Source organism: Streptomyces sp. AA1529 (assembly GCF_000280905.1).
Classification (GTDB): Bacteria; Actinomycetota; Actinomycetes; order Streptomycetales; family Streptomycetaceae; genus Streptomyces.
The window spans coordinates 78,691-99,470 of sequence record NZ_ALAP01000041.1; the positions used below are offsets into that span (position 1 = coordinate 78,691).

15 protein-coding genes are annotated in these 20,780 nt (G+C 73.7%); 8 read left to right on the plus strand and 7 right to left on the minus strand.

Going from position 1 to position 20,780, the window contains the following annotated elements; translation table 11 throughout:
* Window positions 1–17: 17 nt before the first annotated feature.
* Window positions 18–1,748, minus strand: coding sequence for an AMP-binding protein (locus tag A949_RS0112285; protein WP_019356309.1), 1,731 nt, complete (start codon window positions 1,746–1,748; stop codon window positions 18–20).
* Window positions 1,749–2,215: 467 nt separating this feature from the next.
* Here A949_RS0112285 and A949_RS0112290 point away from each other — a divergent pair, with 467 nt between their 5' ends.
* Together A949_RS0112290 and A949_RS0112295 are read left to right on the plus strand one after the other, a co-directional pair.
* On the plus strand, window positions 2,216–3,256 hold the full coding sequence (locus A949_RS0112290) for a PP2C family protein-serine/threonine phosphatase (protein ID WP_237735809.1): 1,041 nt from the start codon (window positions 2,216–2,218) through the stop codon (window positions 3,254–3,256).
* A gap of 198 nt (window positions 3,257–3,454) precedes the next feature.
* Window positions 3,455–3,970 carry a lytic polysaccharide monooxygenase auxiliary activity family 9 protein gene (locus A949_RS0112295; RefSeq protein WP_019356311.1) on the plus strand — a complete coding sequence of 172 codons (516 nt, stop codon included), beginning with the start codon at window positions 3,455–3,457 and terminating at the stop codon, window positions 3,968–3,970.
* A gap of 136 nt (window positions 3,971–4,106) precedes the next feature.
* On the opposite strand, the gene A949_RS0112300 is transcribed toward A949_RS0112295, so the two are convergent.
* Together A949_RS0112300 and A949_RS0112305 are read right to left on the minus strand one after the other, a co-directional pair.
* Entirely contained in the window at window positions 4,107–5,282 is a 1,176-nt protein-coding gene (locus A949_RS0112300; RefSeq protein ID WP_019356312.1) for an amidohydrolase family protein, read from the minus strand.
* On the minus strand, window positions 5,283–6,740 hold the full coding sequence (locus A949_RS0112305; protein ID WP_078565404.1) for a glutamine synthetase family protein: 1,458 nt from the start codon (window positions 6,738–6,740) through the stop codon (window positions 5,283–5,285). It abuts the gene before it with no gap.
* 380 nt (window positions 6,741–7,120) lie between these two features.
* On the opposite strand from A949_RS0112305, the gene A949_RS0112310 reads away from it, so the two are divergent.
* Window positions 7,121–8,002, plus strand: a complete 882-nt coding sequence (locus A949_RS0112310; RefSeq protein WP_019356314.1) for a Scr1 family TA system antitoxin-like transcriptional regulator — start codon at window positions 7,121–7,123, stop codon at window positions 8,000–8,002.
* A gap of 89 nt (window positions 8,003–8,091) precedes the next feature.
* Here the strand turns inward: A949_RS0112310 and A949_RS0112315 are convergent, their stop codons facing one another.
* A complete protein-coding gene (locus A949_RS0112315; protein ID WP_019356315.1) occupies window positions 8,092–9,324 on the minus strand; it encodes an acetyl-CoA C-acetyltransferase in 1,233 nt (410 codons plus the stop codon).
* A gap of 65 nt (window positions 9,325–9,389) precedes the next feature.
* Window positions 9,390–10,316, minus strand: a complete 927-nt coding sequence (locus A949_RS0112320; RefSeq protein ID WP_019356316.1) for a LysR family transcriptional regulator — start codon at window positions 10,314–10,316, stop codon at window positions 9,390–9,392.
* A 193-nt stretch (window positions 10,317–10,509) separates the two neighbouring features.
* Between A949_RS0112320 and A949_RS0112325 the strand changes: the two genes are divergently transcribed.
* Both A949_RS0112325 and A949_RS0112330 read left to right on the plus strand, forming a co-directional pair.
* Window positions 10,510–11,994, plus strand: coding sequence for a 3-hydroxyacyl-CoA dehydrogenase (locus A949_RS0112325; RefSeq protein ID WP_019356317.1), 1,485 nt, complete (start codon window positions 10,510–10,512; stop codon window positions 11,992–11,994).
* A gap of 94 nt (window positions 11,995–12,088) precedes the next feature.
* A complete protein-coding gene (locus A949_RS0112330; RefSeq protein WP_019356318.1) occupies window positions 12,089–13,276 on the plus strand; it encodes an acyl-CoA dehydrogenase family protein in 1,188 nt (395 codons plus the stop codon).
* A gap of 168 nt (window positions 13,277–13,444) precedes the next feature.
* On the opposite strand, the gene A949_RS0112335 is transcribed toward A949_RS0112330, so the two are convergent.
* Window positions 13,445–15,391, minus strand: coding sequence for an AMP-dependent synthetase/ligase (locus A949_RS0112335; RefSeq protein WP_019356319.1), 1,947 nt, complete (start codon window positions 15,389–15,391; stop codon window positions 13,445–13,447).
* Window positions 15,392–15,848: 457 nt separating this feature from the next.
* On the opposite strand from A949_RS0112335, the gene A949_RS0112340 reads away from it, so the two are divergent.
* Window positions 15,849–16,523, plus strand: coding sequence for a hypothetical protein (locus tag A949_RS0112340; RefSeq protein ID WP_019356320.1), 675 nt, complete (start codon window positions 15,849–15,851; stop codon window positions 16,521–16,523).
* A gap of 45 nt (window positions 16,524–16,568) precedes the next feature.
* Here A949_RS0112340 and A949_RS0112345 read toward each other — a convergent pair whose 3' ends face one another.
* A complete protein-coding gene (locus A949_RS0112345) occupies window positions 16,569–17,924 on the minus strand; it encodes a PucR family transcriptional regulator (RefSeq protein ID WP_026004583.1) in 1,356 nt (451 codons plus the stop codon).
* 586 nt (window positions 17,925–18,510) lie between these two features.
* Here A949_RS0112345 and A949_RS0112350 point away from each other — a divergent pair.
* The gene (locus A949_RS0112350; protein ID WP_026004584.1) at window positions 18,511–19,128 is read left to right on the plus strand and encodes a hypothetical protein; all 618 of its coding nucleotides are present in this window, start codon (window positions 18,511–18,513) and stop codon (window positions 19,126–19,128) included.
* Between the two features lie 63 nt (window positions 19,129–19,191).
* Entirely contained in the window at window positions 19,192–20,745 is a 1,554-nt protein-coding gene (locus A949_RS0112355) for a DUF6801 domain-containing protein (RefSeq protein ID WP_019356323.1), read from the plus strand.
* The last annotated feature ends 35 nt before the right edge of the window (window positions 20,746–20,780 follow it).

Genomic DNA, 20,780 nt, shown 5'->3' on the forward strand with positions numbered 1-20,780 from the left:
CTCCTCCGCTGCGCTGGTCAGTTCGACGGGGTGTTCGACTGTGGGGCGGTCCGGTCCCCGGCTCCGGCGACGGAGCCGGGCTGCCGGGCCGCCTCCAGCAGCTCGATCGACCGCTCGCGCATCTCGACCTTGCGGATCTTGCCCGTCACGGTCATCGGGAAGGCGTCGACCACATGGACGTAGCGCGGGATCTTGTAGTGCGCGAGCCTGCCGGAGCAGAACGCGCGGATGTCGTCCGCCGTGAGCGGCGCCGCGCCGTCCCGCATCCGTATCCACGCCATCAGTTCCTCACCGTAGCGTTCGTCGGGCACTCCGACGAGCTGCGCGTCGAGGACATCCGGATGGGTGTGCAGGAACTCCTCGACCTCCCGCGGATAGATGTTCTCGCCGCCGCGGATGACCATGTCCTTGATCCGTCCCGTGACGCTGACGTACCCCTCCTCGTCCATCACCGCCAGGTCCCCGGTGTGCATCCAGCGGGCGGCGTCGACGGCGGCCGCGGTCGCCGCCGGCTGCTCCCAGTAGCCGAGCATCACCGAGTAGCCGCGGGTGCACAGTTCGCCCGGCTCGCCGCGGGGCAGGCAGCGGCCGGTGTCCGGGTCGACCACCTTGACCTCCAGGTGCGGGCCGACCCGGCCCACCGTCGACACCCGGCGCTCGACCGAGTCGTCGGCCCGGGTCTGGGTGGAGACCGGCGACGTCTCGGTCATGCCGTAGCAGATCGACACCTCGGCCATCCCCATGCGCTCGATGACCTGCTTCATCACCTCCACCGGGCACGGCGAGCCGGCCATGATGCCGGTGCGCAGGCTGGTCAGGTCGAAGGAGTCGAAGCCCGGTTCGGCCAGCTCGGCGATGAACATCGTCGGCACCCCGTACAGCGCGGTGCAGCGCTCCTGCTGGACCGCCCGCAGTGCCGCCGCCGGCTCGAAGGCGGCGGACGGGATCACCATGCACGCGCCGTGGCTGGTGGCCGCCAGGTTGCCCATCACCATGCCGAAGCAGTGGTAGAAGGGCACCGGCAGGCAGATCCGGTCGGCTTCGGTGTAGCGGCACAGCTCGCCGACGAAGTAGCCGTTGTTGAGGATGTTGTGGTGGGAGAGGGTGGCGCCCTTGGGGAAGCCGGTGGTGCCGGAGGTGTACTGGATGTTGACCGGCTCGTCGGCCGAGAGCGTGGCGGCGATGCCGTCCAGCAGTTCCCGGGCCTGCTCGGGCTGCCGCGCCCGGCCGCTCTCCAGCAGCCCGGTCCACTCCTCCTCGCCGAGCAGGACGACGTCCTCCAGCGCGGGGCACTCGCCGCGCACCTGTCCGATCATCGCCGCGTAGTCGGACTCCTTGTGGCTGCGGGCGGCCAGCAGGGTGCGGATCCCCGCCCGGGCGAGCACGTACGCCAGTTCGTGTGCCCGGTAGGCGGGGTTGATGTTGACGAGGACGGCGCCCAGTTTGGCCGTCGCGTACTGCGTCAGCGTCCACTCCGGGCAGTTGGGTGCCCAGATGCCCACCCGGTCGCCCTTGCGCACGCCCAGCTCGTGCAGCCCCAGTGCGAGGGCCTCGACCTCGGCACCGAACTCTCGGTAGCTCCAGCGCCGTCCGCTGCCGACGTCCACCAGCGCGTCCCGCTCCCCGTGGGCGGCGACGGTCCGGTCCAGGTTCTCCCCGATGGTGTCGCCCAGCAGCGGAGTCGTCGAGGGCCCGGAGGCGTAGCTGCGCGCGGCCGGGTGCGCGGGGTGGGGTACGGGCGCGGGCACGGCAGCCTCCACAGAAGCACATCGGGTGTCGTGCGTCACACTTACCTGCCCCGCGGAGCGGTCCGCTACCCCTTGTCGGGGGTAGTGGCCGCCGGCCGCGCGATGCGTCGGCAGCCGGGACGCGCGGGGGCGCGCGGTCCCGGCTCGGCGCCCCTTCCCGCCGGCCGCCGGCGAACCGCCCCCGCCACCCGGCGGGGCGGGACCCGCGGGTGGACGAGCCGTTCCGCGACCGGGCGCGGCTCGCGGGCCGAACGGGTGAATCGGGTCGCCGGACGGCCCGCGCGGGCCGGGCCGTCGGCGGTTCCACGGCTCTCTTCGGCGGGTCCCGGGCGCGAAGACCATGCAGAAATATACGCAAATGGGAGAATCGCCGGGACAAGGAATCGGCTCTGTCCGCGCGTCGGACCGACAGGAACAGGGAGGGCCGGGTGGGCGGGCCCGCGGATGGACTGGGCAGGGTGCCGTACGTGGCACCGCCGCTGCTGCTGCTCGGAGGCGTGGCGGCCGACGTGTTCTCACCCGAGCCGTACTACGGGCTGCCGCTGCTGGCCTGCACCTCGATGGTGGCCGGTCTGAGCTACTCCTTCCGGGCCAGCGCGCTGTTCGCGCTCGCGGCCGGCGTGGCGGCGGCAGGGTCGGCGGGATCCGCGGGCCGTGCGGGTTCGGCGCTGCTCATCGACGTGGCGGCGGTGCTGTTCGTCAGCCTGGTGGGGCTCTGGATCAAGTGGCTCGTCGACCGGCAGGGCCGCAATCTGGCCGTCGCGCTGACGGTCGCCGAGGCCGCGCAGCGGGCCGTGCTGCCGGCGCCGCCCGCCGACGTGGGTCCGCTCGCCGTCGCCGACCGCTATGTGGCGGCCCAGCGGGGGGCGGCGATCGGCGGCGACCTCTACGCCCTGCAGGAGACGCCGTTCGGCATCCGGGCCGTGATCGGCGATGTGCGGGGCAAGGGCCTGCCCGCCGTCTCCGCGGTCTCGGTGGCCGTCGGGGCCTTCCGGGAGGCCGCCGAGCACGCGCCGACCCTGCACGAGCTGGCCGACCGGCTCGATCGGGCCCTGGACCGGGAGGGGGAGCGCCGCCGGGGTTCGGAGGACGACGTCGAGGGGTTCGTCACGGCGCTCCTCGTCCAGATCCCGCCCAGCGGCGACACGGTCACCGTGCTCAACCGGGGGCATCCGCCGCCCTATCTGCTGCACGACGGCAACGCCGTCTGCCTGGAGCCCACCCATCCGGAGCTGCCGCTCTCCACCGGGCTCGGCTCCGCGACCGGTGCGCCGGTGGAGGAGACCTTCCCGCTGGCGCCGAACGACTCCCTGGTGCTGGTGACCGACGGGGTCACCGAGGCGCGCAACGCGCAGGGCGACTTCTTCGACGTCCGGTGGGGGCTGTGCTCAGCGGGGCTGAGCCGCGCTGACGAACTGGCCGATGCGCTGGTCAAGGCGGTCACGGAGTGGACGGACGGCCGACGGCAGGACGACATGGCACTGCTGGTGCTCACCCGCGGCGCGTGAGGCCGCCGGGCGGCGCGGTGCTGTTACTGCTGTGACCGCGTGGTGTCCGATGTCTTGACCGTGTGCGGTCACTTGCTTAAGTCTAGACCAATCGGATGACCCCCCACCGGGATCCGGGGTGCCGCACTCCGTGCCGCGCTCGGCAGTACCGCCGGGTGCGGGCGGCGGCTCGCCGGTACCGTTGCCGAAGGAGTTGACATGCACAAAAAGAGGAAGCTGGCCGCGCTCGTCGGTGCCGGGCTCTCGCCCCTGCTCGTCCTCGGTCTGTCCGTGACCCCCGCCAGCGCCCACGGCTACATCAGCGACCCCGCCAGCCGGCAGGCGCAGTGTGCCGCCGGAGTCGTGGAGTGCGGCTCCATCAAGTACGAGCCGCAGAGCGTCGAAGGCCCCAAGGGGCTCCAGGACTGCGCCGGCGGCCACGACGAGTGGGCCGAGCTGCGCGACGACGACCACGGCTGGAACGTGGCCGACGTCGGCAGCTCCGCGACCTTCAACTGGACGCTGACCGCGGCGCACCGCACGACCACCTGGCAGTACTTCATCGACGGCCGGCAGATCGCCGAGTTCGACCAGGGCGGGGAGCAGCCACCCTCCCAGCTCTCGCACGACGTCGACTTCGGCGGGTTCACCGGCAGGCAGACCGTGCTCGCGGTCTGGAACGTCGCCGACACCGCCAACGCGTTCTACGCCTGCGTCGACGTGAACATCGGCTGAGCAGATGCCCACGGGGAGCCTTCCGCCGCCGCTCCGCGGCCGTGGGAGGCTCCCCGCCTCCGCCCCGGTCCCGCACCGGCCGGTGCGCCCGCCGACCTTCCCGGCGGCGCACGAAAGGCCGCGCCGCGCCCGTCGCTCACAGACCGTAGAGCCGCCGGGCCGTACCACCGGCGACCATGAGGACCACCCGCTCCGCGTCGGACGGCGCCCACGCGCCCCGGCGCACCCACTCCCGCGTCAGCTCCGTCATCGCCTCGCGGAAGAGCCGGGCGCCGACCAGGAAGAGCTCCGGGATGCCGTGGGCGTCGGTGGAGAAGAGGAGCTTGCCGAACGGGGTGAGCTCCAGCAGCTGGGCCAGCACCTCGCGGGCGCGAGCCCCGGTATGGCTCAACGCGAGCCCGAAGTCGGCGTACACATGCGGGAAGACGGCCGCCAGATAGCCCGCGCCACGCTGGTAGGGGTAGCAGTGCAACAGGACCAGCGGAGCGCCGTAGGGGGCCACCGCGCGGATGAAGTCGGTCAGCAGCAGCGGGTCGCAGCGGTCCAGGCGCAGGTCCGGATCGCCGAAGCCGGTGTGCAGTTGCAGCGGCAGCCCCGTCCGCACGGCGGACCACAGCAGGTGCCGCTCCAGGACCGGATCCGAGAGCCGGCCGCCGGGCACCCGGGAGGCCAGCCAGCGGTCGGCCGCCGCGTAGATCTCCGAGGTGCCGGGCGGAGCGGGCGCCAGCTCCAGCCCGCAACGGTAGGCGGCCACGGACTTGAAGCCCCGGGCGGTGCGGGACGATTCGCGGACCGCCTCGGAGACCTCCGCCAGGAAGCTGTGCGTGTCCCGCGCGGCGTCGGCGGCCCGCTCGGCCAGCCGTTCGAGCCGGACGATCTCATGGGCCTCGGCGTCCGCGGACTCGGCCAGCTCACCCGGCGTCAGCAACTGGCCGGGCAGCCCGGTGTCGACGAGGAAGGCGGTGATCCCGCTGGCCCGCAGCATGCGGCCGGTCACCTCCGCGGTACCCAGCTCGGCACGCCGCGCGAGATAGCGTTCGGGCGGGCAGTGCGGCTCGAGGCCGAGCACGGGAGCGCACCAGCGCCGTACCGCGAAGCCGAGTTGGGTGTCGAAGTAGCCGAACGGGACGCCGGCCTCCGGTGGCGAAGAGCCGGACCTGGGCGTGCCGCGGGGTGCGGGATGGGCCTCCGTCAGCCAGTTCTCGAACGCGTCCGGTTCGGGTCCGCTGCGCAGCACTCCGTGGCAGTGCTGGTCGACCAGTGCCGGGAACGCCCCGGGGCCGGGGTCCGGTGGCGCCGCAAGAGCAGCCATTCAGTACCTCCCCCGGGTCGCGGCGGCGATCTCCCGCTCGCTCGCCCCCTCGAACAGCGCGATCTCACCCGCCCGCACCGCGCGGACGGCGTCGAAGAGCGGCCCGCCCAGGGCCTCGCGCAGCACCCCGGACCGCTCGAACCGCTCCAGCGCGGCGTCCAGCGAGCCCGGCAGCCCGGGCTGGTCGCGGCCCAGCGCCGGGTCCCCGGAGACGGGCGCGGGCAGCCGGGTGTCCCGGTCACCGGCGGCCAGGCCGGCCAGTCCCGCCAGCCCCGCCGCGAGGACGCCGCCCACCAGCAGATACGGATTGGCCGCCGCGTCCACGCACTTGAGCTCCGCGTTGGCGCCGCCCGGTGCGGCGGCCCGGCCCGCGACGAACCGGAGCGCCGCCTCCCGGTTCTCCAGGCCCCAGCACCGGAAGGCACCCGCCCAGCGGGACGGGCGCAGCCGCAGATAGCTGGCGGGGGAGGGGGCGCCGAGCGCGAGCAGCGCGGGCAGCTCGCGCAGCACCCCGGCCAGGAACGCCTCGCACTCCCGCGTCATGCCGAACGGCCCCTCGCCGCCCGCACACAGGTTGCGCCCGTCCCGCCACAGGCTCAGATGCAGATGCCCGCCGTTGCCCACCCCGGCCGGATCCACGACGGGGGCGAACGAGGCCGTCAGCCCGTGCCGCAGCGAGACCGCCCGCACCGTCTCCCGGACCAGCACCGCCAGATCGGCCGCGCCCACCGGGTCCGACGGCGCGACCGAGACCTCGAACTGGCCCGCCGCGTACTCGGGATGGATTTGCAGCACCTCGACGCCCTGCGCGGACAGCGCCGCCAGGACGTCGCGCAGATAGTCCGTGTTCTCCACCAGCCGTGCCATGCCGTAGGCGGGACCGGTCGTCGGGTACGCGGGCTCGCTCTCCGCCTCCGGCAGCGGGCCGCGCACCGCCACCCACTCCGTCTCGAAGCCCATCCGCAGCTCGATGCCGTGCTCGGCCGCCGCACGCGCGGCCATCCGGCGGGCGAAGCCGCGCTGGCAGGCCGCATAGGGCGTCCCGTCCTGCTCGTGGCGGTCCACCGGGGCCCACGACCAGCCGGGTTGGGCGAAGAGCACGGTGAGCCGGTCCAGATCCGGCACCAGGCGCAGATCCCCGTCGGGGCCGCCGATGTACTCGCTCGCGGTCATCGAGTCGTCGACGAGGTAGACGTCGAAGCACGGGGACATGCCGACGCCGGTCGCGGCCGCCTGCGCCAGCTTGTCGGCGGGTACGGCCTTGACCCGGGTGAGGCCCGCGTTGTCGACCCAGGTGAGGGCGGTGCCGTGCACTCCGGCGTGGGCGAGCCGCGCGGCCGCGGCGCGGGCCCGCTCCCGCCCGTGGCCGGGTGCGTGACACCCGCCTGCGGGCTGTGCCGTGCCTGTCGTCGTCCCCGCTGCGGCCTCGGATACCGGCGTCCGCCGTGTCGTTCCCATGCCCGCAGCGTTTACTCTCCCTCGGCGATCAGAGCAAGGCGCCGTGCGCCGGGCCACCGGATCGGGCGCCGCTCGTTCGGGGCCGCACCGGACCCGGACCGCTTCCGGTTCGGTTCCGTTTCGAAACCGTGCGGGCGGCGCGGTGGGATGTGCCAAGGGCAAGAAGCCTTGACACGGTGTGCCTGACTGCACGGGTAGTTGGGCAGGTACCCCCATGAGGCCACATCGGAGCGGGGAGGGAAACTTGGAAGGTGGCGAGACCCATGCGGCTACGGTACGGGAGCAGCGGTATGCGCATCACTGACGTCACTGGCGGTGAAGCGGCCGCCAGAGACGCCGTGTCGGACAGTCCGACGGAAGGAGGCGGAGCGTCCCCGGCAGTGCCCCGGCTGGTGCTGGGCACCAGGCTGCGGAGGCTGCGGGAGGCGCAGTACATATCCCGGCGGGAGGCCGCGGAGGCGATCCGGGTCACCCATCAGCGCATCCTCGACCTGGAGCAGGGCCGCACCGGCTGCGCGCTGCGGGACGTCGCGGACCTGCTGACGATCTACGGTGTCTGCGACGAGAGCGAGCGCGCGGTACTGACCGCGCTCGCCGAACAGGCCAACACCCCCGGCTGGTGGCAGTCCTTCCAGGGCGTCGTCCCGCACTGGCTGCACACCTACCTGGGGCTGGAGCAGGCGGCCAGCGTGATCCGCACCTACGAGGTGCAGTTCGTGCCCGGTCTCCTCCAGACCAGCCGCTACGCACGCGCCGTCGTCGAACTCCTCCACGACGAGGAGCCCGAGGCGGGCATCCAGCGGCGGGTGGACCTGCGGATGCGCCGCCAGCAGATCCTCTACGGCCCGCGGGCCCCGCACGTGTGGGCCGTCATCGACGAGGCGGCGCTGCGCCGCCCGGTCGGCGGCGCGGCCACCATGCGCGCCCAGCTGCGGCACCTGTGCGCGATGAGCGAACTGCCGCACGTCACGGTGCAGATCATGCCCTTCAGCGCGGGCGGGCACGCGGCGGCCGGCGGCCCGGTCACGCTGCTGCGGCTGCCCGAGAGCGAGCTGCCCGACATCGTGTACCTGGAGCAGCTGCACAGCGCCCGCTACCTCGAGGACGACGTCGACATCGAGGCCTACCGCCGCGTCACCGACCGCCTGGTGACCTGCTCGATGCCGCCGTCCGAGACCCGCGACATGCTCCGGCGGATCGCCGACGAACTGCCGGACGGGGAGCCCGCCGAGCCGCTCACGCGGCCCCTCTCCCGCGGCTAGGCCGCCCCCGCACGGTACGGTCCGCCCGTCGGCCCCGGCACGCGCGCTCGGCGCCGCCGTCCGGGAGCGGCCCGCCCCCGGGAGGCCGCTCAGCCCGCGTCCGGTACGCGTTCGAGGACCGCGGCGAGCCCCTGGCCGCCGCCGATGCACATCGTCTCCAGGCCGTAGCGGGCGCCGCCGCGCCGCATCTCGTGCGCCAGGGTCGCCAGGACGCGAGCGCCCGTGGCACCCACCGGGTGGCCCAGCGAGATGCCCGAGCCGTTCACGTTGATCCGCGTTTCGTGGTCGCGCTCGGTCAGGCCGAGCGCGCGGGTGCAGGCCAGCACCTGCGCCGCGAACGCCTCGTTCAGCTCGATCAGATCGATGTCGGCCAGGTCGAGCCGGGCCTTGGCCAGCGCCTCCCGGGTGGCCCCGACGGGTCCCAGGCCCATCGTCTCGGCAGGCACTCCGGCCCGCGCGAAGGAGACCAGCCGGACCAGGGGCCGCAGCCCCAGCCGTTCCGCGGTCTGCGCGGAGGTGACCAGGCAGGCCGCCGCCGCGTCGTTCTGCCCGCTGGCGTTGCCCGCCGTCACCGTCGCCGCCGGGTCCTCCGCGAGCCGCACCGGCCGCAGCGCGGCGAGCTGGTCGGCGGTGGTCTCGGGGCGGGGGTGCTCGTCGGTGCCGATCTCGGTCTCGCCCTTGCGGGTGCGCACCGTCACCGGCACCGTCTCGGCCGCGAACCGGCCCTCGGCCAGGGCCGCTCCGGCGCGCTGCTGGGAGCGCAGCGCCAGCGCGTCCTGGTCCGCCCGGCTGACGGCGTACTCACGGCGCAGGTTCTCGGCCGTCTCGATCATCCCGCCGGGCACCGGGTGGCGGGCGCCGCCCGCCGTGACCCGGCCGCGGGCCAGGGCGTCGTGCAGGGTCAGGCCCGGCCCCTTGATGCCCCAGCGGCCCTCGTGGGTGTAGTGCGGCGCGGCGCTCATCACCTCGGCCCCGCCCGCGAGCACGACCTGGCTGAACCCGGCCCGGATCTGCATCGCGGCGTCCAGCACCGCCTGCAGGCCCGAGCCGCAGCGCCGGTCGATCTGGGTGCCGGTCACCGAGGCGGGCAGCCCCGCGTCCAGTGCGGCGACCCGTCCCAGCGCCGGCGCCTCCGCACTGGGGTAGGCCTGTCCGAGGATCACCTCGTCGATCCGCTCCGGGGCGACACCGGTGCGCGACACGATCTCCGAGATCAGCAGCGCGGCCAGTGACTGGGGCCGCTGCCCGGCCAGTGCCCCGCCGAACCGGCCGATCGGGGTGCGCAGGGGTTCGCAGATGACGATGTCGGTGCGCTCGGACATGCGGTGGCCTTTCCAGGAGCGGTCCGGTCGAGGGGCGGTCTGGGCGTCTCGGGTGCCGGTCTCGGTCACATCGGTCGCTCGGTCCCCGGTGCGGGGTCCGGCGGCGGGGCGGGCAGCACCTCGCGGGCCACCTCCAGCACGCTGCGCAGGGCCGGGGAGGGGTTGTCCGCACGCCAGGCGAGCGCCGAGCGGAGCACCACCGGCGGTCCGTCGAGCGGGCGGTAGACCAGTCCGGTCTGCTGGATGTGGGTGCAGGAGGTGAGCGTGAGGGTGACCCCGACACCCATCGCCACCAGCGCGAGGATCGTGTACGAGTCCGGGGCCTCCTGGACGACGCGGGGGATGTGGCCCGCTCGCTCGCAGGTCCGGAACGTGGCGTCGCGGAGGCTGGAGCCGGTGTCGGCGGGAAAGCTGACGAACGGTTCCCCGGCCAGCTCCGCGACGTCGACCCGCTCCCGGCGTGCCAGCGGATGGTCCGAGGCGAGGGCGCACACCAGCTCCTCCTCGGCGATCATCCGGGTCTCCACGCCGGGCCGGTCCACGGGCAGCCGTACGAAGCCGAGGTCGAGGGAGCCCTCGGCGACCCGGGCGAGAGCCCGGTTCGCGTAGTTCTGCCCCTGCATCACCAGCTCGATACCGGGGTGCGCGGTGCGGACCCCGCGGGTGAGCAGGGGCAGTGCGGTGTGGCTGGAAGCGCCCGCGAACCCCACGCTCACCCGGCCGTGTTCACCGCGCCCGGCGGCCCGGGCGAAGCGGGTGGCGGCCTCCAGATCGGCCAGCACCCCGCGGACCGGCTCCAGGAAGGACTCGCCCGCGCCGGTCAGCCGCACCGACCGGGTGCTGCGCTCGAACAGCCGCACTCCGAGTTCCCGCTCCAACTGGCGGATCTGCTGGCTCAGCGGCGGCTGGGCCATGTGCAGCCGCTTGGCCGCCCGGCCGAAGTGCAGTTCCTCGGCCACGGCCACGAACGCGGCGAGGTACCGCAGTTCCACGGCGGGCTCACTTCCGGTAGACCGGCGGGAGTTCCGAGGTGCGGCGTCGGAGAGCCCGCCGGGCGGGGTCGGATCGGCCCCGTGGCGGGGCCACTGATCTGTTGCTCGTCTTAAAAAGACTCTAATTTGGTATTGGACTCGGATCAATGGTCGCTGACAGCGTAGCCCCGCGAGGTGCGCAGAGGGAGCGTTCATGCGGATCAGGATTGTGGGAGCCGGCACCATGGGGCGGGGGATCGCCCAGTGGGCCGTCATGGCCGGCCACACCGTCGAACTGGCCGACGCGCGGCCCGAGGCGGTGCCCGAGGCGGTGTCCTTCGTCCGCGCCATGCTGGAGCGCGCCGCCGAGAAGGGGCGGATGGGCCGCGCGGACGCCGACCGCGCCGCGGCCGCCCTGGTCGAACTGGAGTCGCCGTACGCGGCGGGCGGCGCCGAGGCTCCGGGGCTGGTGATCGAGGCGGTGCTGGAGGACCTCGACACCAAGGCCGAGCTGTTCACCGGACTGGAGCGGGCGCTGCCCGCCGCGACGGTCTTCGCCACCAACACCTCCTCGCTCTCCGTCACCCGGATCGGTGCGCGGCTCGGCGACCCGGGCCGGCTCGCCGGGCTGCACTTCTTCAACCCGGTCCCGCTGATGCGGCTCGTCGAGGTGGTGCCCGGGGCCGCCACCCGCGAGGAGGTGCCGGAGTTCCTCGCGGCACTGGTGGCCGAGTCCGGGCACCACCCGGTGACCGTGGCCGACACCCCGGGCTTCCTGGTCAACCACGCCGGGCGGGGGCTGGTGACCGAGGCGTTCGCGCTGCTGGAGGAGTCCGTCGCGGGCCATCCGGCGATCGACCGCATCGCCCGCGACGTGCTCGGACTGCGGATGGGCCCGTTCGAACTCATGGATCTGACGGGGCTGGACGTCACCGCCGCGGTGATGGACACCGTCTGGGACGGCTTCCGGCACGCCGACCGGCTGCGGCCCTCCTACCTCCCGGCCAACCGGGTCGCCGCCGGGCTCCACGGGCGCAAGTCGGCGCGGGGCTTCTACTCCTACGGCGAGGGCGATCCCGGGCCCGGACTGCCCGAGCCCCGGATCGGGGGCGGCGACCCCGCGCGGGCCGTACGGCTGGTCGGGGACGGACTCGCCGGACTGGGCACGCCGCGGGAACCCGCGGCCGACGCGCTGGTGCTGGTGCCGACCTGGGGCACCTCGGTGTCGGCCGCGGTCGCCGCCGACGGACTGCCCGCCGGGCGCACCCTGGGCGTCGACCCGCTCTCGCTGGGCACCCCGCGCCGGGTGCTGGCCGTGACGCCCGCGACCGACGGCCAGGCGGTACGCGACGCGGTGGCCGTACTGGCCCGGGACGGGCACGCGGTGAGCGTCGTACGGGACACCGCCGGCTCGGTCGCGCAGCGGCTGTTCGCCTCGATCGTGAACGTCGCCACCGGGATCGCCGAGCGCGGCATCGCCGCCCCGGACGACATCGACACCGCCGTCACCCTCGGGCTCGGCTATCCGCACGGGCCGTTGGCCTGGGCCGACACCGTGGGCTCGGCGCGGATCCTCTCCCTGCTCCGGGCGCTGGCGCAGGAGACCGGCGACCCCCGCTACCGCCCCACCCCCTGGCTCACCCACCGGGCGAACCTGGGGCTGCCGCTGCGCACCCCGATGCCGGATCTGCCGGAATGACCGGCCCACGGTGGGCGGGGTCGCGGGCGGGCCGGACCGGCCGGGCGCTTCGGGGAACCGGTTCGCAGCGGTGTTCGCAGCAGAGAGGGAGAGCATGGACCAGCGGGACTTCGGGCTGAGCGCGGAGCAGCGGGACTTCCGCGCACTGGCACGTGACTTCGTCGACCGGGAGGTCGTACCGCACGCACGGGAGTGGGACCGGGCGGAGGCGGTGGACCCCGGCATACCGCGGCGGCTGGGCGAACTCGGATTCCTCGGCCTCACCCTGCCCGAGGCGTACGGCGGAGTGCCGGCCGACATGCTGTCCTACACGGTGGTGACCGAGGAACTGGGCCGCGGTGACTCCTCGGTGCGCGGCATCGTCTCCGTCTCGCTCGGCCTCGTCGCCAAGACGATCGCCGCCCACGGCAGCGAGGAGCAGAAGCAGGAGTGGCTGCCGCGGCTGGCCGCCGGGACGGCGCTCGGCTGCTTCGGACTCACCGAGCCGGAGACCGGCTCGGACGCCGGGTCGCTGCGCACCCGCGCCCGGCGGGCCCCCGGCGGCCCGGCCGGTACCGGGCAGGGCGGCGACTGGATCATCGACGGCGCCAAGATGTTCATCACCAACGGCACCGTCGCCGACGTGGCCCTCACCTTCGCGCGGACCGCCGAGGACGGCATCACCGCCTTCCTCGTCCCCACCGACGCGGCGGGCTTCTCCGCGACCGCGGTCCACGGCAAGCTCGGCCTGCGGGGCCAGGCCACGGCCGAACTCTCCTACGAGGGGGTGCGGGTGCCGGACTCCGCGCGCCTGGGCGGGGTCGGCAGGGGGCTCGGTATCGCGCTCGGCGCGCTCTCCCGGGGGCGGATCTCGGTGGCGGCCGGTGCGGTCGGCCTGGCGCAGGGAGCGCTGGACGCGGCCGTCGGTTACGCCACCGAGCGGGAGCAGTTCGGCAGGCCGGTCGCCGCCTTCCAACTGGTGCAGGAGCTGCTGGCCGATTCGGAGGTGGCGGTCCGTGCCGCCCGGTTGCTCACCCGGCAGGTGGCGCAGATGGCGGACGCGGGCGCCACGCCCAAGCAGTACGCGACCGAGGCGTCGGTGGCCAAGTACCACGCCTCCGAGACGGCCGTGCGGGTCAGCGGCGACTGCCTGCAGACCTTCGGCGGTTACGGCTTCATCGACGAGTACCCCGCCGGCAGATATCTGCGGGACGCCCGGGTGCTCACGCTGTACGAGGGCACCAGCCAGGTGCAGAAGCTGCTCATCGGCCGCGCGTTGACCGGGATCGACGCCATGGTGTGACGTGTGCCGGGCAGCCGGGCAGCCGGGCAGCCGGGCAGCCGGGCAGCCGGGCAGCCGGGCAGCCGGGCAGCCGGGGCCCCGGGTGGTCCGGGGGCCGACCGGGGCCGGGCCGCCGGTGCCCCCCCGGGGGGGGCCGCTCCGGGCGCGGTTGACCTCAGCTGTCCGCCGTCAGCGGCCCGGACCGTCCTGGGCGTAGAGGGCTTCGATGTCGGCCGCGTACGCCTCGGCCACGGCGGCGCGCTTGACCTTCAGCGACGGGGTCAACAGGCCGTTCTCCTCGGTGAACTCGCCCTCGACGATCCGGAACCGGCGGATGGACTCGGCCGTCGAGACGGCTTCGTTCGCGTGGTCGACGGCCCGCTGCACGGCGGCGACCAGTTCGGGATCCTCGCGCAGTGCGGCGAGCGGAGTGCCGGACGGCCGCTTGCGCACCCGGAGCCAGTGGGCGACCGCTTCCGGGTCGAGGGTGACCAGCGCCCCCACGTAGCGGCGGCCGTCGCCGACGACCATGCACTGCGCGACCGGCGGCCGGCTGCGCAGCCGGTCCTCCAGCGGAGCGGGGGAGACGTTCTTGCCGCCGCTGGTGATGAGGATGTCCTTCTTGCGGCCGACGATGGTCAGATAGCCCTCCGCGTCCAGGGTTCCCAGGTCGCCGGTGGCGAACCAGCCGTCGTCGAGCACCTCGGCGGTCTCCCGGGGGCGGTTGCGGTACCCGCCGAAGACGATGCCGCCCTTGACGAGGATCTCTCCGTCGTCCGCGATGCGCACGGCGGTGCCGGGCACCGGGCGGCCGACGGTCCCGGGACGCGGGGCGAGCGGCGGGGTGAGGGTGGCGGCCGCCGAGGTCTCCGTGAGTCCGTATCCCTCGTAGACGGTGATGCCGGCGGCCCGGAAGAACAGGTTCAGCCGGCGGTCCAGGGGGGAGCCGCCGCTGATGGCGTGCCGGAGCCTGCCGCCCAGCTCCTTGCGGATCCGCCGGTAGACCAGCAGGTCGTACACGCCCCGGGCCAGCCGCAGGCCCGGTCCCGGGCCGCTGCCGGTGCCCAGGAAGCGGGCCAGGTCCGCCTCGCCGAAGCGCACCGCGATCCGGTCCGCGCGCTCGAAGGAGGAACCGCGGCCCAGCCGCTCGGCCGTCTCGCGCCCGGTGTCGTGGATCTTCTCGAAGAGGTAGGGCACGCCGACGATGAACGTCGGGCGGAAGGAGCGCATCTCGGGGCGCAGCTCCGCGGGCTTGATGCTGGGCCAGTGCCCGAACTCGATCCGTGCGGTCAGGCACGCGATCTGCAGGGTCCGGCCGAGGATGTGGGCGAGGGGCAGGAAGAGCAGGGTGGCCGCGGTCTGCCCGGTGACCTCCTTGAAGATCGGGTGCAGCAGTTCGACGGTGTTGGCCGCCTCGGCGTGCAGGTTGCCGTGGCTGAGCATGCAGCCCTTGGGCCTGCCGGTGGTGCCCGAGGTGTAGCAGAGGGTCGCGACGGTGCCGGGGCCGAGCGCGGCGCGGCGGCGGGTGAGTTCCTCGTCGGGGGTCCGGCGGCCGAGCTCGGCGAGCAGGTCCAGCGCCGGGCGGCCGTCCGCCGCCGGGTCGATCCGCCACAGCCGGGGCGGGGATTCCTGTGCGGCGAGCGCGGGGGCGACCGTGGCCGCGTGGTCGGCGGTCTCGACGAACAGGTGGGCCGCGCCCGAGTCGCGCAGGATCCACTCGACCTGCTCGGCGGAGGAGGTGGGGTAGACGGGGACGGTCTGGCCGCCGGCGGCCCAGACGGCGAAGTCCAGGACGCACCACTCGTAGCGGGTGCGGCACATCACGCCCACCCGCGCCCCGGGCTCCAGTCCCGCCGCGACCAGACCCCTGGCCGCGTCGGTGACCTCACGTGCGAAGGCGGCCGCGGAGACGGGCAGCCACCCGTCCGCGGTCCTGCGGCGTATGACGGTCGCGTCGGGCGCCTCGGCGGCGTTGGTGAAAGGCAGGTCGGCGAGGCTGCCGGTGGCCGGTGGCGGGGCCAGCGCCTCGGCCCGGGCCGACCGGATCCGGCCGTCCTCCTCGATCACCTCCACGGGGCCGCGGTTTGCCAGGTCGCTGCGGCGTTTCGCGGCCTTGAGGTTCTTCCGGACGCCCATCTGTTCGGCTCCTGTTCGCGGGGGCGGGGTGGTGCCTGGGCCGGTGCGCGCTTGGTGACAGGACTGTCAACTTACTCATGCGTAAGGAGAATGCAATGCCCCGGACACCCCGAGCCCCCGCCCGGTCCGCGAGCGCCCGGCCGTCAGGGTGCCGCGGACCGGACGTCGGGCCGTCCCGCTGCTCAGTCACCGATGAAGGCCGTCGCAGCATTGCGTCGGCACAGACAAGAAACGTCCCTTGCCGCCCGGCTTCGAAAGAAATCAAGGAATGGCTGTTGCATGCTCAGTTACCCGCTCGTAACGTTCAATTCCACCGGGGCGCCGCCATTCCGTCGGCGCCATGGCTCGCGAGTCATATTCGGCCGCATTCCGCGGCCCGGACCCCGTGGTCCGTCCCGAGTCGGCCACGGGGTCCACCCATGCGCGTAAGTGCGTTCCTCGACCTTCAGGAGCTGATATGAGACGCACGCTGTCCGGATCCTCCCGCCGCCCGGCCGCGCGCCGCGCGACCGTGGCCGTCGCGGCCGTCCTCGGCTGTGTCGCCCCGGTCCTGGCCGCCGGTGCCGCGCACGCGGAGTCCGGAGCCGCCGCGGCACCCGTCCGCCTCGACTACCCGATCACCGGCACCACCCATCTCGCCGGCACCGACAGCGACCTTGCCCTGGGCCCCGGCACCCTGAAGACCTCGACGAACCTGACCACCGGCGCGCTCACCGCGCAGACCCTGCTCCCGGACGCGCCCGGTTCCTTCAAGGCGCTGGGCATCCCGGTCACCGTCACCACCGAGTTCATCGAGGAGGAGCCCACCACCGGAACGCTGGACGTGCGGACCGGCGAGGTCAGCACCACCTCGCATCTCACCCTCCGGCTGAAGCACCTCAAGATCGGCGGCATCCCCACCCCGGTCGGGCCGTACTGCAAGACGAAGACCCCGGCGGTCATCGACCTGGACTCCGAGCCCGGATTCAACGTCTTCAAGGGCGGCAAGCTGAGCGGGACCTACACCATCCCCAAGTTCGAGCACTGCCTGCTGGCCACCCCGGTCATCAACAGCATGGTGCCGGGCGACGGCAACACCCTCACGCTCGACCTGGACCAGGCGTCCGCGCCCACCGACCCCGCCACCTCCTGATCCCACGCCTCGCGCGGGATCCGCGTCCGCCGCTGCCCCGGGGCGTCAGCCGCCCTCGTGCCCCCGGGGCAGTTCCGGCTCCCGGCCCTGTGCGTGCACGGCCCCCGGGGGCCGCGTGCCCGCCCGGCGCCGCAGATGCTGGGCACGCAGCGCCAGTTCGGTCGCGAACCGCTGGTCGGGATCGCCGAGCTGGGCGCCCATGACGCGCTTGAGCGCCCGCATCCGGTAGCGCACCGTCTGCGGGTGCACATGCAGGATCTCCGCCATCTGAGCCGCCGTCCCCCGCGTCGTCAGCCAGGTGCGCAACGTGTCGACCAGCCGCTCCCGCTGCCCCGGGGTCAGCCCGGAGAGCGGAGCCAACTGCCGTACGGCCAGCCGCTCGGCCAGCGCCGGGTCGCCCATCAGCCACAGCGTCACCAGATGGTCCTCGCACCGGGTCAGCCCCGCCTGCGGAAGGGCACCCGACTCCACGAGGGAGAGCGCCTGCCGCGCCCAGCGCAGCGAGTCGGCCGCGCCGCCCAGCTCCACCGTCACCCCGAGCACCGCGCGGCGGCCCGCCAGTGCGGTCTCCAGCATGGCCGTGCGCGGCCCGTCGATCTCGCCGGGCACCAGCAGGTGCGGCCGCTGGTCGCCCAGTTCGGCCAGTACGTCCTCGTCCAGCCGCCCCGGCAGCCGTAACCCGTTGCGTCCGGCATCCGGGCTCAGCGCCACCAGGGTCACCCGCTCCGGAATGCGCCAGCCGACCCGGCGGGCCAGTTCGGCCAGCGGGGAGGGCGGCGCGGGACCCGAATCGGCCGGAGCGCGCTGCCCGTCGGCGGGCCCGGAGCCGCGGCGGGTGCCGACGGCATCGGCGACCCCGGCCAGGATCAGCCGCAGCAGCCGGCCCCGCTGCGACTCCCACGCATCCTCCCCGCCGCCCTTCGCGGCCACATAGCCCTCGCGGCACAGCGACTCGATCACGTCCGTGTAGGCGAACACCGCGTCGGCGAAGGCGACGATCAGGGATGCGGGCAGGTTGTAGCGGGTCCCCACGGTCGTCGCGCGGCGCAGCCCCACCCGGGCCCCGATCCGCAGCGCCGACTGGAGGCAGTGCAGCCCCCGGCCCTCGTGTGCCTCGAACGCGCCTAATCTGCGGCAGAGCTGGTCCCGCTCGGCGGTGGAGGCCGTCGGGTCGGCGACCAGCTCGACGAAGCTGGTGAGGTTCTGCCGCACGCAGTGCAGCAGCACCGTCCGGTACGAACCCTCCAGCAGCGGCCGGTACTCGGGTACGGCGCGGCCGATCTCCTGCATCATCTCCTCGGCCACGACGGGGAGTTCGGGCCACATCACGGAGGCCAGTTCCTGGGGGAGCGCTCCCGGCGCCTGCGTGCGGGCCCGAGAGGCTGCTGCTGACTGCACCATGGACGTACCTTCCACTGTCGGCCTCGGAGCGGGACGAAAGCCAACCGGCCAAGGTGGGGCGAGTCCGGGTGTGCACACGGCCGGTGCGGCCGGCGGGCGCTCCGACGGGATGCGTACCGCCTTCCGGAGCCGCGCGGGCCGTGACCCGAGCCGGTGGGGGGTACGGCATCGGCGCTCGCGCACCGCAGACCATAGACCAGCCGACGCGTGGGCGCAGCCCCCTCGCAACGGGGAAGATCGCGGGGTGCACGCGGGCGTCACCACGCTGCCACCGTGCGGGGCGCGCGTCACCGGCCGGGGCCGACGACGCGCACCTGTTGATGAATCCCGGGCATCCGCAACGGCCCGGATGCTCTGTTGTTGACAAGAAAACCAGCGGCCGGAAATCGCCCTGCCGCATCTTGGACCGAACTATTGCACCGCCGCGTTACCAGTGCGTAACGTCCTGTTCTGCCGCCGCCCAGCAGGGCATACGGAATTGGCGGGCGCAGCGCTACGTGCGATGAGTAATTGCTGTGCTGAGAATGTCGCCCCGGTGCGGGAGTACAGCTCTTCAGAATCCCATATCCAACGGAGGGAATGTCACGTGCGCAAATTCACCAGACGAGTAGCGGTGGCGGCCGTCGCCGCAACCGCCGCCCTCGGATTCTCCGCCGCCTCCGCCGCCGCCACATCCGCGGCGACCTGGACGGTGACACCGGGCGGGTCGTTCTCGGCGAACGCCGCCAACCCCACCCTGTCCGTACCCAACGCCGACCTCTTCTGCGACTCGTCCGACGCGTCGGGGAGCCTGAAGACCGGATCCGGCAACGCCGGCGCCGGACTCGGCAGCATCGACTCGCTGACCTTCTCCGGCTGCTCCCTGGCCGGTATCAGCTTCGACGTCACCGTCTCCAGCCCGCTGAGCATCAACGCGGAGTCCGTCGACTCCGCCGACCCGGACCGGGTGGTCGGCTCGATCTCGGGCATCACCGCCTCCATCTCGGACCCGGACGGGCTGTGCACCGCCTCCTTCGCGGGCCCGGGCGGCGCCGACGCGACCGTGACCGGCTACTTCGACAACTCCACACACCAACTCGTGATCAACGGCGGCAACCTCGAGGCCACCAGTGCCAACTGCCTCGGACTGATCAACACCGGCGACTCCGCCACCTTCAACGCCGCCTACGACACCGACCCGGCGCAGACGATCACCGCCGACTGACCGCTCGCCGTCCGCCGCACCCGCCCCGGCAAGGGGCGGGTGCTGCCCTCTCCGAGGAGTCCCGTGAAGCCCAGCGCGACATCCCGCCGCCGCACCGTGCGGGCCTCAGCCGTGGGGGCCCTCGCGCTGGTCGCCGGGGTGCTGCCCGGTGCCGGATCGCAGGCGCAGGAACAGCGGACGCGGCTCACGGCAGACTACGCATGCGCCTTTCCCTCCGGCACCCGGCAGATCGAGGTCGAACTCTCCGGGCGGTTCCCCGCATCGGCCACCGCCGGGCAGCCCGTCCGGATCGGTGAGTTCCACGCCGATGTCGTCCTTCCGCGGCAGGCCCTGGAGAAGCTGCTGCCCGCCGGGACCGAGTCGGTGACCTCGGAGGCGGAGCTGACCGTGCAGGTGGCGCAGGGCGGCCGTTCCGCCGACGCGCGGTGGGACGCGCTGCGGGCCGACACCACCCCCGTCCCCGCCGGGCAGGACCTCACCCTCGCCCACCGCGGCACCGTGCCGCCGGTGACGGCGGCCCGCGGGGGAGAACTCGGCTTCACCGCCGGAGCCCTCGCGCTCGACGTCACGCCCGCCGCGCAGCAGCCCGACGGCGAGCAGCCCACCGGGGAGAAGACCGGGGACGGTCCCGGGGAGAAGCCCGCCACCACGCCGCCGGCCACCGCGCCGGTGCGGATCGGCTGCCGCCCCGCCGAGGGGCAGGAACTGCTGCTGGCCGCGGTGCGGATCGGCGGTCCGACCGACGGGGCCGACACCTCGGCGCCGCCCGCCCCGTCGGAGTCGCCCGACCCCTCCGCCTCGCACGAGCGGCCCGAGGACGAGCAGGACACCGCGCGCCGCGGAAACGGCCTCGACGTCGGCACGGCGCAGCTCCCGCCCGCCAAGCCCTGTGAACAGGAGCGGCCGGCCGGCGAACTGGACCGCTCCAAGCTGCCGGAGCCTCCCCCCGGCATCCCCGTACGGGAGAGTCCGATCGGAGGAATCCATTGGTGTGCCGTCCCGGTGGCCGTGTCCAACGTGTACAAACTGCGGGGCGCCATGGTGATCAACGACCCGCGGGACGGTGCGACCACGGCGAACCTGCTCATCCAGAAGGAGTGGGCGGTCGGTCCGGGCTACAACCAGCTACGCCACCTGGGCGAGCTCGACCTGCCGGACGCCAGGGCGACCTTCCTGGACTTCGACTTCATGCCGGTTTCCGCCGGGATCGAGTTCACCAGCTCGCCGATGACCATCGTCACGGTGCAGCGCGGCTCCTCCGCGCCGAACTACGCCACCATCTACCTGAGCCAGACCCTGCGGATGCACGACGTGAAGGTCAACGGGGTGCCGCTGGACGTGGGGCCGCGCTGCCGCACCGCCCGGCCCGTCGAGCTGGAACTCAAGGGCAAGCAGCCCGAGTACGAGGTGCTCAAGGGCGGCATCCTGCGGGCGAAGTTCGAGATCCCGCCCTTCACCGGCTGCGGAACCGGCGGCGAGGACCTCGATCCGCTCTTCACCGCCTCCCTCTCCGGCGGCGGCAACTATCTCAAGCTGGTCCAGGGACCCCCCTGCCTGATGCGGCCCGGCGGCCTGGGCTGTGTCGCCCCGCCCAAGGTCCCGGAGCTGCCGAAGTGACGCCGCGCAGAACACCGCACCGGGAGGGGGCACGG